General features: G+C 62.6%; 13 protein-coding genes and 3 pseudogenes. 1 reads left to right on the forward strand and 15 read right to left on the reverse strand.

All coding sequences use genetic code 11. The features are described 5' to 3' along the window. Positions 1-15: 15 nt before the first annotated feature. The 15 genes and pseudogenes from LOY42_RS02200 to ubiE form a co-directional block, all read right to left on the reverse strand. Positions 16-936 carry an RHS repeat-associated core domain-containing protein gene (locus LOY42_RS02200; protein WP_177486067.1) on the reverse strand — a complete coding sequence of 307 codons (921 nt, stop codon included), beginning with the start codon at positions 934-936 and terminating at the stop codon, positions 16-18. A 402-nt stretch (positions 937-1,338) separates the two neighbouring features. Next, positions 1,339-2,518 (reverse strand): annotated as a pseudogene (locus LOY42_RS26440) (integrase core domain-containing protein). Positions 2,519-3,176: 658 nt separating this feature from the next. Next, positions 3,177-4,070: a methyl-accepting chemotaxis protein gene (locus LOY42_RS26500; RefSeq protein WP_408981075.1), complete on the reverse strand. Its 894-nt coding sequence runs from the start codon at positions 4,068-4,070 to the stop codon at positions 3,177-3,179. Between the two features lie 9 nt (positions 4,071-4,079). Continuing rightward, positions 4,080-5,120, reverse strand: a pseudogene (locus LOY42_RS26505) (methyl-accepting chemotaxis protein); the annotation flags it as partial. Between the two features lie 155 nt (positions 5,121-5,275). After that, positions 5,276-6,148, reverse strand: coding sequence for a methyl-accepting chemotaxis protein (locus LOY42_RS26510; RefSeq protein ID WP_404940931.1), 873 nt, complete (start codon positions 6,146-6,148; stop codon positions 5,276-5,278). 30 nt (positions 6,149-6,178) lie between these two features. Then, a pseudogene (locus tag LOY42_RS26515) lies at positions 6,179-7,192 on the reverse strand (methyl-accepting chemotaxis protein); the annotation flags it as partial. Positions 7,193-7,291: 99 nt separating this feature from the next. Beyond that, on the reverse strand, positions 7,292-7,999 hold the full coding sequence (locus tag LOY42_RS02225) for a 16S rRNA (uracil(1498)-N(3))-methyltransferase (RefSeq protein ID WP_139674035.1): 708 nt from the start codon (positions 7,997-7,999) through the stop codon (positions 7,292-7,294). Then, positions 7,996-8,787, reverse strand: a complete 792-nt coding sequence (gene tatC / locus LOY42_RS02230) for a twin-arginine translocase subunit TatC (protein WP_139674032.1) — start codon at positions 8,785-8,787, stop codon at positions 7,996-7,998. Before tatC ends, LOY42_RS02225 begins: the two co-directional genes overlap by 4 nt. Further along, the gene (gene tatB / locus LOY42_RS02235) at positions 8,784-9,152 is read right to left on the reverse strand and encodes a Sec-independent protein translocase protein TatB (RefSeq protein ID WP_139674028.1); all 369 of its coding nucleotides are present in this window, start codon (positions 9,150-9,152) and stop codon (positions 8,784-8,786) included. Before tatB ends, tatC begins: the two co-directional genes overlap by 4 nt. Before the next feature lie 3 nt (positions 9,153-9,155). Continuing rightward, positions 9,156-9,428, reverse strand: coding sequence for a twin-arginine translocase TatA/TatE family subunit (locus tag LOY42_RS02240; protein WP_102682249.1), 273 nt, complete (start codon positions 9,426-9,428; stop codon positions 9,156-9,158). Positions 9,429-9,505: 77 nt separating this feature from the next. After that, a complete protein-coding gene (locus tag LOY42_RS02245; protein ID WP_139674022.1) occupies positions 9,506-9,841 on the reverse strand; it encodes a phosphoribosyl-ATP diphosphatase in 336 nt (111 codons plus the stop codon). 1 nt (position 9,842) lies between these two features. Further along, the gene (gene hisI, locus LOY42_RS02250; protein WP_023632585.1) at positions 9,843-10,235 is read right to left on the reverse strand and encodes a phosphoribosyl-AMP cyclohydrolase; all 393 of its coding nucleotides are present in this window, start codon (positions 10,233-10,235) and stop codon (positions 9,843-9,845) included. Between the two features lie 73 nt (positions 10,236-10,308). Beyond that, complete coding sequence (gene ubiB / locus LOY42_RS02255; RefSeq protein WP_139674020.1) at positions 10,309-11,922, reverse strand: ubiquinone biosynthesis regulatory protein kinase UbiB; 1,614 nt, start codon at positions 11,920-11,922, stop codon at positions 10,309-10,311. Next, complete coding sequence (locus LOY42_RS02260) at positions 11,919-12,542, reverse strand: SCP2 domain-containing protein (RefSeq protein ID WP_110702134.1); 624 nt, start codon at positions 12,540-12,542, stop codon at positions 11,919-11,921. Before LOY42_RS02260 ends, ubiB begins: the two co-directional genes overlap by 4 nt. Beyond that, complete coding sequence (gene ubiE, locus LOY42_RS02265; RefSeq protein ID WP_023632556.1) at positions 12,542-13,312, reverse strand: bifunctional demethylmenaquinone methyltransferase/2-methoxy-6-polyprenyl-1,4-benzoquinol methylase UbiE; 771 nt, start codon at positions 13,310-13,312, stop codon at positions 12,542-12,544. The genes LOY42_RS02260 and ubiE overlap by 1 nt, the downstream gene beginning before the upstream one ends. 125 nt (positions 13,313-13,437) lie before the next feature. On the opposite strand from ubiE, the gene LOY42_RS02270 reads away from it, so the two are divergent. Further along, complete coding sequence (locus tag LOY42_RS02270) at positions 13,438-13,713, forward strand: polyhydroxyalkanoic acid system family protein (RefSeq protein ID WP_139674017.1); 276 nt, start codon at positions 13,438-13,440, stop codon at positions 13,711-13,713. Positions 13,714-13,720 lie beyond the last annotated feature (7 nt).

Below are 13,720 nucleotides of genomic sequence, written 5' to 3' on the forward strand. Positions count from 1 at the left end.
ACGCTTTAACAAGGGCTACTGCCGTATACGGAGGTTTTTATCTGCTGATTGCCAGTGTTGGCGATTCATAGCGCTCATAGCCGCTTTCACGGTGCTCAACGCGTCGAAATATGCAATTAGCTCAGCCTCCAGCAACGGTATGTGGACAGCTATTTCTCGGCGTAATTTTTCAGCTTTGAAAGCTTTCTGTTCGGTGGTTTTGGTATATGTTTTTATTTCTTCCCGGCTGAGGTTGAGAATTTTTTTATGTGCCGCCCCGCCCTCAAGTGTAAACGGTAGTAGTTTATGCAGTGATTGCTCTGCTGTTGCGGTGTCTATTTTTTTATCTTGATATTGCGTCGATATCGATAGTATCTCTGTGAGTTGGTTTTTTGACTCTATAGTGGATTTAAATTCCTTGAGGAGTTTCCCAGTCTCAATGAGTCTGGCATTAAATCTTTGTCTTGTTATCTCTGCGGCAGCGACAGGGTTGTCTCCATGTGAAATAAGTGATTTTTGAGCGAGTTGCTTAAGGGTTCCAACATTTCCAGATGGGTCGCTATAATTGATCGGGTCGCCGTTGCAATAGGCATAGGCATTGTAGTTTCGTTGTAAAAATACCCCGATCCGATCCGGAGACAAAAAACGCATGAGCCTGGGGCTGTAGACACGGTTGCCATGTCCCAGCAGATAAAGGCCTGCCTGCTCCAGGTATTCGCCGTTATAAGCCAGCAGGTTTCGCGCGCAACCGGGTCGCAGTTCACCATAGGGTGAATAGGCGTTGTTTTGCTGGACTGCGCCTTGGGCGGTCAGCAGTATGGATTTGGATAAGTCGGTCGCCAGAAGTTTGGATTGGGCCAGGGCATATCGCCGAGTATGCGGTGGACTACCCAACGCGAAAATGGAGTCCTTTGTATAGGGCGCGTGTTTTTTAGTCACCTGCCACACTCCGGTCATGAAAGGAGAATCCTTCACGGAGTATCGTCCAGGCCCCGGAGGTCGGTAAACTAGCAAAAATGACAGGTCGAGCGAGCCCGCGCTGAGTCCCGGGCAGGCGACTTTCCATTCATGCTTGTCGCTGTGCATAACATGCCCTAACAAAACCAACATATCTGCTCTTGATCTGCTCTTGATCTGCTCTTGATCTTGCTTCTAAGCGCGCGATAGTTCAGGCGCCACCAATTGCGACTTCAGGAGGCCGAACGGAGGGCTTGCGCAGGGAGGTGACGGGCATGGATGCCCGTCAAGTGCCGATCAGGCCATGGATGGCCCGTCGGCGCGTCCTCCCGGAGCGAAGCGTAGGGGCCGGATGAATGGAGCGATGTACGGATCACCCACATGGGTTACACAAAAGTTCACTCACATAGGTGACAACACCTTGAGCGTTACATAACCATCAGTGGCATCCCGCACATCGACCCTGCCAAGGATGATGGGACCGAAAATAACATCCCAGACGCCATCCCCAACCTGCTCCAGTCCAATGGTCTGGTGCTTGAGCACATAACCTACGTAGATCTTCAAGCCCCGGCGATTGATGATGCCGTAGCTATCAGCCGGCAAGCTCTCGATATGACTGGGATAGGTCATTTCGGGGAGCTTTTCAGGGAATGGGCGTGGAGATGGCTGGTAGCAAGACGCCGGTGTTTTCTGCTTCAGCGCTTCATGCAAGCGCTCGTGATTGTAGTGCTGCCGAAAGCGATCAAAGTGCCGTTGTTGAGCCTCCCAGGCCACTGCCGGCGGCGATGGGAGCGTGCTTTTGAGCGTTCGATGCATGCGCTCGTGGCGGCCATTTTGTTCAGGCCGACCAGGCGCAATGCGCTCGGGAATGATGCCTAGACGCAGCCACCAGATCGACAGCTGAGAAAGTCCCGCACGCCCCTTACTGGCAAACGGCACACCGTTATCGGTACGAATCCGCTCAGGCAGGCCATTCTCTCGGAACACTTGGGTGAAAACGGCCTGGGTTTCCAGCAGGTTGGTATTGGGCATGCTGTGACAGGCGAGCAGGAAACGACTGGCGTGATCCATGATCGTCAGCGGATAGCACCAGACGCCTGCACCTGTCAGAAATTGACCTTTGTAGTCCGCACTGAACAGCTGGTTAGGCGACTCGGCCTTCTCCCGGGGGCTTGGGATAGACCGCTACACGCTGACGTAAGCGGCGTGGTTTGATCAATTCGGCTTTCTTGAGGATGTTGTAGATCGCTGTCTTCGAGGGCGGCGCCTGATCAGGGAAACGCTCCTGCAGCGCAGCCTGGATCTTTTTTGGCCCCGGTTCCGTTTCGCCTCGACTGCGCAATTCGATGATGGCTTCGCGAACTGCGGCGGGTACGACCCAATCCTGGTTCAACCGGCGGCGGCTGCGTTCTTCCAGCCCCGAAGGCCCCTCTTTCTCATATCGCTCGACCCATTTGTAGCCGGTCTTTCGGCTGATCTCGTAGGCCTGGCACAGGGCGCTGAAGCTGGGCGGCCCCTGCAGGTAATCCGCGATGAAAAGCATTTTAAGGTCCATAGGTTTCAGCTCTCGCCAAGGCATGGTCAGATCCTCGAAAACCGACCCTGCCAGTTAAAGACTGTTACCTATGTGCGTGAACTGATTTGTAACCCATGTGGGTGAGTCATACCCCCGCGAGCGGTTTTTGCCTTCTTTTGCCCGCGTGCAAAAGAAGGTCGCCGTAAAGGCGAAAAGGTGAGTGTGCGTCGATATCGCAAATGAATGCGCATACAACTTTGAAAACATACGCTCTGAAAGTAAAAGTAAAAGTAAAAGTAAAAGTAAAAGTAAAAGTCAATCGGCACCGGTTTTATAGTTGTAAGTGCATTCATTTGCGATGTCGACGCATAGTCACCTTTCCGCCCTTACGGCGGGTCCCTTTTTGAAGCATCAAAAAGGAACCAAAAAATGCTGCTCCATTCATCCGGCCCTCCGCTTCGCTCCGGGTTCCCTCACTCCGGCCTTGCTCCCGGGAGGACCGCGCTGAACGCCCCATCCTGGGGCGCAGCGCTTGACGGGCATCCATGCCCGTCACCTCCCTCCGCAAGACCTCCGCTCGGCCTCCTGAAGTCGCGAAGTTACGGGCGGCGCCTGGGCTGGCGCAGCTGTCGCTAGTGGGCTTTGGGGGAACCTTCTGATCGCCAAAGCAAAGCCAAAGCCTAGGCCCGGGGCTGGAGATTTGAACGCACGGCCGGAAGGCCTAAAGGCTGAACCGCCCCACCATGCCCCGCAACTGCTGCCCCAAGTGCTCCAGTTCCCCGCTTGAAGCAGCGGTCTGCTCACTGGCCGCACTGGTCTGGTCCGACACATCACGTACATTGATCACGCTGCGGTTGATCTGCTCGGCAACCACGCTCTGTTGCTCGCTGGCCGTGGCGATCTGTTGGTTCATGCCCTGGATGCTCGATACCGTTTCGGTGATCTGCCCCAGCGCGGCACCCGCCTTGCGGCTGAGCTCGACACTCTGCCCGGTCAGGCTCTTGCTGTCGTCGAGCAGGCCGGTGACCTCGTCGGTACCACGATGCAGGCTGTCGATCAGCAGCTCGATTTCCTCGGTAGACTGCTGCGTGCGCTGGGCCAGGCCGCGCACTTCATCGGCCACCACGGCGAAGCCCCGCCCGGCTTCCCCCGCCCGGGCTGCCTCAATGGCGGCGTTGAGCGCCAGTAGGTTGGTCTGCTCGGAAACCGACTTGATCACATCTAGAATCGATCCGATGCGCTGGCTTTCACCGGCCAGGTGGCCCATCGCGGTGAGGCAGCGGTCCATCTGGCTTGCCAGTTGCTCGATGCGGGCGATGGCTTCAGCCACCACCTGGTCGCCCAGCTGTGCCTGATGATCGGCGGTGGTTGCCGCCAGCGAGGCCTGTTCGGCGTTCTGCGCGACTTCCTGTACCGTGGCACTCATCTGGTTCATGGCCGTGGCCACCTGATCGGTCTCTTCGCGCTGCTGGCTGATGCGCTCGCGCGTATCCACGCTGGCGCAGGCCAGCTCTGCCGCTGCCTTGGACAACTGGCCGACGCCCTGATCGATGCCGCCGAGCAGCTCGCGCAGGCTCAAGGTCATCTCCCGCATGCTCGCCTGTAGCTGGCCCATCTCGTCACGGCGGTGCACCGTCTGTACCTGGCTGAGATCGCCACGGGCGATGCGCGCGGCCTGGGACAGCACCTGACGCAGAGGTTGGGTGACCTGCCGGGTGATCAGCCAGGCGGCCAGGATGCCGAACACCAGCGCCAACACGGCCACGCTGGTCAGCAACGAACGGTCGGCCAGGACCTCGTTGTCGCGCTGCTCGACCTTGCGCTCGCTCAGTTCACGGCTCACGGCCTGCAGTTCGTCGCCCATTTTCTCCATGCCGTCCTGCAGTTGCTCAACCTTGAGCGAGGCCTCGCGGTATTGGCGCAGGGTGTCGCGGTAGCGGTCCAACTCCACCTGTGGCCGCTGGGTCAATGTGGCGGGCAGTTCCAGTGGGGCAATGGCCCGCAGCAACTGTCCCAGGCTGACGTTCGCCGCCTGCAGCGCGGCATCGCCCATGCTGGCGAAACTGTCCTGGGGCGAGTAGGTATAGGCCGGCACTTGGCTTTGCTGGCTGGCGGACTCGATATGACGGCCCAGGGTATCCATAAGCCCGACTACGCTGCCTTGCTGGCCATCGCCGGGCAGCTTGAGCAAGGCCTGGGTCTGCAGTTCGTCGATCACGGCTTCGAGCACGCCTGCCTGCGCCTGCATCGCCGCACGCAAGCCTTCGCGGCTGTCCACGGTGCCTTGCAGGATGGCGAAGTCGGCCTTCAGGCGCTGCAGCAGCTGCAGTTTCTGGTTCAGCATCTGCCGCGACGAATCGACGCCGCTGCGTTGTTGCAGCAGGGTCAGGCGGTCGTGCAACTGCTCCAGGATGGCCGCGATGCGGGCCTTGCTGACGTCGTCGGCAAGCACCCGGTAAGTGATGCGCTCGGCACGCAGGTCGCGTGTCAAGTCGTTGAGTTGGCCGATGTCGCTGAGCTGCTCCGAGCGCTGGATGGCGCCGTCCAGGGCGCGCCAGCCGCTGAGCGTGGTGGCCAGGGTGAGCAGCAGAACCACGGTGAAGCCCAGGGCGAGCTTGAGCCCGACGCCAAGGTTGCCGAGCTGACGGTCAAGGTATCCGAACATGGCAGGTCTCCGTCCAATTGAGAAATGGCCATAGCGCTATGTTGCCGCTATGACCCTTGCTCATCGGCAGGGAGTCCGTCGGACTGGACCTGTAAATAGGGTAGGAAAAGTCCTTGCGGACTGAAGGGCAAAGCCTACAGCCCGTAAGGCGCAGTCTAGAGCCTGAAACGTCCTACCAGACCCTGCAGGTGAGTCCCCAGGCGCGCCAGCTCGACGCTGGAGCTTGCCGTCTCCTCGCTGGCCGCGGAGGTCTGGTCGGAGATATCGCGCACGTTCATCACGCTGCGGTTGATCTCCTCGGCCACGGCGCTCTGTTGCTCGGCGGCTGTGGCGATCTGCTGGTTCATTGACTGGATCGACGACACAGTGCGGGTGATGGTGCCCAGCGAATCGCCGGCGCGGCGCGTCAGTTCCACGCTGCTGTCGGTGAGGGCGCGGCTGCTGTCCATGACACCGGCCACGCGCTCGGTGCCGTTCTGCAGGCTGGCAATCAGCTCCTCGATCTCTTCGGTGGACTGCTGGGTGCGCTGGGCCAGGCTGCGCACTTCGTCGGCGACCACGGCGAAGCCACGGCCTGCCTCGCCGGCACGGGCCGCCTCGATGGCGGCGTTGAGGGCCAGCAGGTTGGTCTGCTGGGCCACCGATTTGATCACATCGAGCACACTGCCGATCTTGTCGCTCTCGGCCTTTAGCTGGTTCATCGCTTCGCTGGAGTTGACCACTTCGCTGGCCAGGCGCTCGATCTGGCTGATCGCCTCGCCCACCACCTTGTCACCTTCGCGGGCCTGTTGGTCGGCCATCAGTGCCGCTTCCGAGGCCTGTTCGGCGTTGCGCGCCACTTCCTGGACGGTGGCGGCCATCTCGTTCATGGCGGTGGCGACCTGGTCGGTCTCGACCTTCTGGTTGTTGACCCCGGCGCTGGTCTGCTCGGTCACCGCCGACAGTTCCTCGGCAGCACTGGCGATTTGCGTCACGCCGTCGCCGATGCCGCCGATCAGCTCGCGCAGGCTTTGGGTCATGCGCTGCATGCTGGCCTGCAACTGGCCCAGCTCGTCGCGCCGGTCGGCCTTGAGGTCCTGGCGCAGGTCGCCACCGGCCACGCGTTCTGCGGCGGCGAGGGTCTGGCGCAGGGGCACGATGATCTGTCGGGTAATGGCGAACGCGGCAAGCACGCCCAGCAGCAAGGCCAGCGCCGTGGCACCGGCCAGCAGGGTCTTGGCCTGCTGGGTGCCCTGATCGCGCACGGTTGTTTGCGAAACGGTCATTGCCTGGCTGGCGTCCAGCAGCACCTGGCCCTGTGCGGACATGCGCGTCAACGCTTGCTCGCTGGCGGCCTGGGCATTGCCGAACTGGTTCACCGCGTCGCGGTAGGCGGCCAGCGCGCTGGCGGCGTCGTCCAGGCTGGCGGCGAACTCGGCCGGGAGCCTGGCGGGCAGGGCCTTGAGCACGGTCAGGGCCTGGTCGATGGCAGTGAGCGCGGTCTGCTGGAATTCGGCCTTGCCGCTGTAGGTGTAGCCGCGTACCTGGAAGCGCGCCTGCTGCAGCAGCGCCGCGACCTGCACAGCTTCCTGGTACTGCTGGATATCCCCGCCCTGCAACAGGCGCTGCTGGACCTTGCCGATCAGGTCGGCGGCCTTGTCGGCGCTGTCGCCCAGGGTGCCGCGGCTGGCCTCGCGGCGCTGGCCGGCCTGCCTGAGCTCGGCAAAGGCTTGCTGGTATTGGCGTACGGCGTCCTGTTGCTTGTCCAGACGCTGGCGGTCGGCGGGCAGTTCGATCTGGCCGATCATGAGCTGTACTTGGCGCTCAAGATTGGCCAGGGCCTTCTCCAGCTCGGCCACGGAAGCGTCATCACGGCTGCGCTCGTAGGCCAGGCGGGCGAGACGCAGGTCCTGGGTGTACTGGTGGATCACCGAGATGTTGCCGAGCTTGTCGCCACGGCTGGTGACGCTGTCGATGCCCAGCCAACCGGTGAAGGTGATGCCCAGGGTGAGCAGCAGCACCAGGCCGAAGCCGATCCCCAACTTGCGATTGACGCTTACATTTCCCAATGACTGGGCAAACCAACGGTACATAGACGACTCCCCGGCGCGTGGCAGTGCGGATTATTGTTTTGTTGCATAGGGCATCGGCGCACGGCGGGGAAACTTGATGGGAAAAAGCTGACCGGTTTGTCAGAAAATTCGCGAAAGCAACGCTGTTACAGCCGTCTCCACACGTAGGATCCTATCCCCCAATTGCACAGGCTCCAGGCCAGCCTTGCCCAGCAGCTCGACTTCATAGGGGATCCAGCCGCCCTCCGGGCCGATCGCCAGCGTCACCGGGCCTTCAACGGCTCGTGGGCAAGCGAGGTAGGGGCCGGGATGTCCGACCAGGCCGAGGGTGCCGGCGGCGATGGCGGGCAGGCGGTCCTCGACGAACGGCTTGAAGCGCTTCTCGATGATGACCTCGGGCAACACGGTGTCGCGGGCCTGCTCGAGCCCGAGGATGAGGTTCTCGCGAATGCTCTCGGGGTTGAGGAATGGCGTCTGCCAGAAGCTTTTCTCGACCTTGTAGCTATTGACCAGGATCAGCCGTGGCACGCCGAGGGTGGCGACCGTCTGGAACAGCCGGCGCAGCATCTTCGGGCGCGGCACGGCCAGCACCAGTGTCAGCGGCAGCTTGGCCGGTGGTGGCTGGTCGAAGGCCACCTGCAGTTCGGCTTCGTGATGTTCGAGGCGTACGACCTCGGCCTTGCCCATCAGGCCGTTGACGCGGCCCACCCGCAGGCTGTCGCCCACCGTCACGCGGTGGATCTCCTGCATGTGGGTGAAGCGGCGATCAGCCAGGACAACGCGGTCGGCCGCCACGAAGTCGGCCTCTTCAAGGAGCAACAGGTTCACGGTTGGGTCGCAGGGGGCTGGTCGTTGTGATCGTTGCCGGTTTCTTCGTGCGTGTGGCTGCGCTTGCGGATCAGGCTGCCGCACAGCACGCCGACCTCGAACAGCATCCACATCGGCACGGCCAGCAGGGTCTGGGAGAAGATGTCCGGCGGGGTGAGGATCATGCCGACCACGAAGCAGCCGATGATCACGTACGGGCGGATCTTCTTCAGGTACTGCACGTCGACCACGCCGATCCACACCAGCAGCACCACCGCCACCGGGATTTCGAAGGCGACCCCGAAGGCGAAGAACAAGGTCATGACGAAGTCGAGGTAGCTGGAAATGTCGGTCATCATCGACACGCCTTCGGGCGTGGCGCTGGCGAAGAAGCCGAAGATCAGCGGGAACACCAGGAAGTAGGCGAAGGCCATGCCGGCGTAGAACAGGAAAATGCTCGACACCAACAACGGGATGGCGATGCGCTTTTCATGGCGGTACAGGCCGGGGGCAATGAAACCCCAGATCTGCTGGAGGATGAACGGGATCGCCAGGAACAGCGAGACGATCATGGTCAGCTTGAACGGCGTCAGGAACGGCGAGGCCACATCGGTGGCGATCATCGTCGCGTTGGCCGGCAAGTGCTCGCGCAGCGGCGCCGAGACCAGGGTGTAGATCTGCTGGGCGAAGGAGAACAGCCCGGCGAAGATCAGGAAAATGGCGGCGACGCAGCGCAGCAGGCGGGTGCGCAGCTCGGTCAGGTGCGAGACCAGCGGCATCGGCTGGTCGGTTTCCGGATTCTCGCTCATGGGGCTCGCGGCGGTTGTGGCTGTTCGGAGGATGGTGCTGCGGCCGGCTGCGCGGGGGCGGCATCGGCGGCAGGTGCGGCAGGCATTTCAGCGTTGGCCGGCGGCTGCGCGGGTGGCGCCAGGGGGTTGAGGATGCGCTTGGCCTCCTGCTCCATCTGCAGGATGTGCTCGTTGTGCAGCTGGCGACGGATGTCATCGGCGCCGATCTCGCGCTCGACCTCCATCTTGATCGCGTTGAAGCTGCGCTTGAGGCGACCGATCCACAGCCCGGCAGTGCGCGCGGCTCCCGGCAGGCGCTCAGGGCCGAGCACCAGCAGGGCGACCAGGCCGACGAGCAGCAGCTCGCTGAAACTGATACCGAACATGGGTCAGTCTTTCCGCTGCGGCTCTTGAACCGGCTGGGCCTGGCCCTCGATGGTGTGGCCCTGGGCCTGCTGCGCGGTGTTCTGCACAGGCGGAACGGGCTGCGCCGGCGGTGGGGCCTGCTCGGCCGGCTTGGCTTCTTCTTCGTTCATGGCCTTGCGGAAGCCCTTGATCGATTCGCCCAGGTCGCTGCCGAAGTTCTTCAGTTTCTTGGTGCCGAACACCAGCACCACGACGACCAGCAGGACGATCCAGTGTTTCCAGTCAAAAATACCCATTTCGTACTCCTGAAAAATGTATGTCAGCCGGAACCGGCGCTATCGCGGGGCAAGCCCGTTCCTACAAATATGCGCGGTCAGGCCTGGGGCTGACGGGCGGCCTTCTCGTCATGGCCGGAAAGGCCGAAGCGGCGCTCCAGTTCGTCGAGCACCGCCTGCGGATGCTGGCCCAGCGCGCTGAGCATGACCAGGCTATGAAACCACAGGTCCGCGGTCTCGTAGATGACATCGCTGTAATCCTTGCTGACGGCGGCATCCTTGGCGGCAAGGATGGTCTCGATGGACTCTTCGCCGAGTTTCTCGAGGATCTTGTTCAGGCCCTTGTGATGCAGGCTGGCCACGTAGCTGCTGTCGGGCGCCGCGTGCTTGCGTTCTTCCAGCACCTCGGCGAGGCGGTCTAGCGTGTCGCTCATGTCAATGCCCTGCGCTATAGATGGCGTCCGGATCCTTGAGGACCGGATCGACGATTTTCCACTGGCCGTCTTCGAACACGCGATAGAAGCAGCTTTCGCGGCCGGTATGGCAGGCGATATGGCCCAGTTGCTCGACCATCAGGATGATCACGTCGGCGTCGCAGTCCAGGCGCATTTCGTGCAGCTTCTGCACATGGCCCGACTCTTCGCCCTTGCGCCACAGCTTGCCCCGCGAGCGCGACCAATAGATGGCGCGATGCTCGGCGGCGGTCAGGGCGAGGGACTCACGGTTCATCCAGGCCATCATCAGCACGCGCCCGGTCTTGTGGTCCTGGGCGATCGCCGGTACCAGGCCATCGCTGTTCCACTTGATCTCGTCCAGCCAGTCTTTCATCGTCGACTCCAAACCGGGCCCGCTCCCGTACCGGGCCCCTGTGCGCTAGTGTGCCAGCCAGCGACGCGGCTGGCTATCGGCGCACGATCAGGTACAGGCCCGCTGCCAGCATCAACCACGCGGGCCAGGCGGCCGGGGCGCTGAGGCTGACCGCACCGGCCGCCAGGGTGGCGCCACCACCGAGCAGTCCGGCGCCAAGCAGGCGCAGCGCCCAGTTGTCGCCGGCGCGGCGGCGCTCGGGCAGTTGCGGGTCGTGCAGGTGCGGTTGCGACAGGCGTTCGAGCAGGTCGCGGGTCATGTCGGCCAGGTGCGGCAGTTGCTCGGCCTGGCTGTAGAGGTTGCCGATTACCGCTTTCGGGCTCATGCGCTCGCGCATCCAGCGTTCGAGGAAGGGCTTGGCGGTGCTCCACAGGTCCAGGTCGGGGTAGAGCTGGCGGCCCAGGCCTTCGATATTGAGCAGGGTCTTCTGCAGCAATACCAGCTGTGGCTGGACCTCCATGTTGAAGCGTCGGGCCGTCTGGAACAGGCGCATCAGCACCTGGCCGAAGGAGATGTCCTTGAGCGGCTTTTCGAAGATCGGCTCGCAAACGGTGCGGATCGCCGCTTCGAACTCGTTGACCTTGGTCTGCGCCGGTACCCAGCCCGAATCGATATGCAGCTGGGCCACGCGGCGGTAGTCGCGCTTGAAGAAGGCGATCAGGTTGCGGGCCAGGTAGTCCTGGTCCTCGGCAGTGAGGCTGCCGACGATACCGCAGTCGATGGCGATGTATTGCGGGCTCCACGGCTTGACCGTGCTGACGAAGATGTTGCCGGGGTGCATGTCGGCATGGAAGAAGCTGTCGCGGAACACTTGGGTGAAGAACACCTCGACGCCGCGCTCGGCCAGCATCTTCATGTCGGTGCGCTGGTCGGCGAGCGTCGCCATGTCGGTGACCGGCACGCCATAGATACGCTCCATCACCAGCACCTTGGGCCGGCACAGGTCCCAGTAGACCTGGGGTACGTACATCAGCTCGGAGCCTTCGAAGTTGCGCCGCAGCTGGCTGGCATTGGCGGCCTCGCGCAGCAGGTCGAGTTCGTCGTAGATGGTCTTTTCGTAGTCGCCGACGATTTCCACCGGGTGCAGGCGACGGGCATCGGCCGAGGCGCGCTCGGCGGCCTTGGCGATCAGGAACAGCCAGGCCAGGTCCTGGGCGATGACCGGTTTCAGGCCTGGGCGCACCACCTTGACCACCACTTCCTCACCGCTCTTCAGGCGTGCGGCGTGTACTTGGGCCACCGAAGCCGAGGCCAGCGGCTCAACGTCGAAACGGCTGAACACCTCGCCCACCTTGGCACCGAGCTGTGCTTCGATCAGCGCCACGGCGTGCTGCGGGTCGAAGGGTGGCACGCGGTCCTGCAGCAGCATCAGCTCGTCGGCGATGTCGGTGGGCAGCAGGTCGCGGCGGGTGGAGAGCAACTGGCCGAACTTGATGAAGATCGGCCCCAGGTCCTGCAGCGCCAGGCGCAGGCGTGCGCCGCGGCTCAGCTCCAGGGACTTGCGCGGCAACCAGCGCCACGGCATCAGCAGGCGCAGGCTGGCCAGCCACCAAGGCAGCAGGGGTTGTTCGAACAGCAGGTCATCGAGGCGGTAGCGGATCACGACGCGCTGGATGCGCAACAGACGGCGGACGGCGAGCAGCTTCATGCGTTATCGCTGGTATCAAGAGTGTGGGCGAGGCGGCGCAGGCGTGCCTCGAGGCGTTCGATATCGACCTTCAGCGTATCGAGTTCGCTGAATGCCGCTTCGGCTTCGCGTTTGCCGACCAGGGTACGCGATTCCTCGGCAAGGTACTCGGACAGATTCTCGCCGAAGCGGGCCAGGCCCTGGCGGGTCCAGCGCGCGCGCAGGCGCAGGTGGCCGGCGATCAGCGCGGTGGGCACCGGCCCCAGCCAACGCTGCAACTCGTGTTCCCAGTCCAGTTCCAGGTCCTGCAGGATGCCGAACAGGTCGAGCAGCACGGCGCTGTCGCCATGCAGCTCGACCTGGGGGCTGTGCAGTACCGCGGTCTTGTCTTTGGCCAGCGCCAACTGTGCCAGGCGCCCGGCGGGGGCGCGCAGGGTGCAGTCGACCTCGCTTTCCCAATGGGCGGCAAGCATCAGGCCTTCCTCGTCGGGCAGCACGAACAGCTTCAGGGCCGGCTGCACGCAGTCGATCTCGATTACCTTGCCTTCCAGCGCCGCCAGGCGCGGGAGGGCGGTGCTGTCCAGGCGCAGGACACGGTTGAGCCCGTGCTCGACGCTGGCGAGCAGGCCGGCCAGGAGCATCAGGGCTTGATCCCCCGGTGCACGGCGACGATGCCGCTGGTCATGTTGTGGTAGGTGACGCGGTCGAAGCCGGCCTCGACCATCATGCTCTTGAGCGTTTCCTGGTCGGGGTGCATGCGGATCGATTCGGCCAGGTAGCGGTAGCTTTCCGAGTCGTTGGTGATGAGCTTGCCGGCCAGCGGCATGAAGGCGAACGAGTAGGCGTCGTAGGCCTTGGACATCAGCTTGTTGGTCGGCTTGGAGAACTCCAGGATCAACAGGCGGCCACCGGGCTTGAGCACGCGCAGCATGGAGCGGATGGCCGCATCCTTGTGCGTCACGTTGCGCAGGCCGAAGGCGATGGTCACGCAGTCGAAGTGGTTGTCCGGGAACGGCAGCTTTTCAGCATCGGCCTGGACGAATTCGATATTGCCGGACACGCCGCGGTCGAGCAGGCGGTCGCGGCCGACCTTGAGCATCGATTCGTTGATATCGGCCAGCACCACCTGCCCGGTCGGGCCGACCAGGCGCGAGAACTTGGCGGCCAGGTCGCCGGTGCCACCGGCGATGTCCAGCACGCGGTTGCCGCTGCGCACACCGGACAGTTCGATGGTGAAGCGCTTCCACAGGCGGTGCATGCCGCCGGACAGCACGTCGTTCATCAGGTCGTACTTGGCGGCCACCGAGTGGAACACTTCGGCGACTTTCTTCGCCTTCTGGCTCTCGGGAACGTCCTGGTAGCCGAAGTGGGTGGTGGGTTCGGCGTGGTCGCCTTTGCGCTGGTCGGTCATATCGCTTCACCAGAAAAAAATTACGGCCATTCTAGGGGCTACGGGCGGATTTGTCTTGGCGGGGTGTGTCATGCAAAGGGGGCGGGCATAATGGCGATTATGTCTTCATATCCAGGATCACCCGCATGACCCAGATCAGCGTCGAACGCAAACACACCCTCGGCCGTGAAGCCGCTCGCGCCAAGGCGCAGGCGCTGGTGGACAAGCTGACCCGCGAATACGACCTCAAGGCAAGCTGGAGCGGTGATCGTGTCGATGTGAAACGCAGTGGCGCCAACGGCAGTGTGCACATCGGTGAGGACACCATCCGTGTCGAGCTCAAGCTGGGCATGATGCTGTCGATGATGAGCGGCACCATCAAGGGCGAGATCGAGCGGGCGTTGGACAAGGCGCTGGCCTGACGCCCGC

The sequence above is a fragment of the Pseudomonas sp. B21-023 genome (genome assembly GCF_024749165.1).
Lineage (GTDB): Bacteria > Pseudomonadota > Gammaproteobacteria > Pseudomonadales > Pseudomonadaceae > Aquipseudomonas.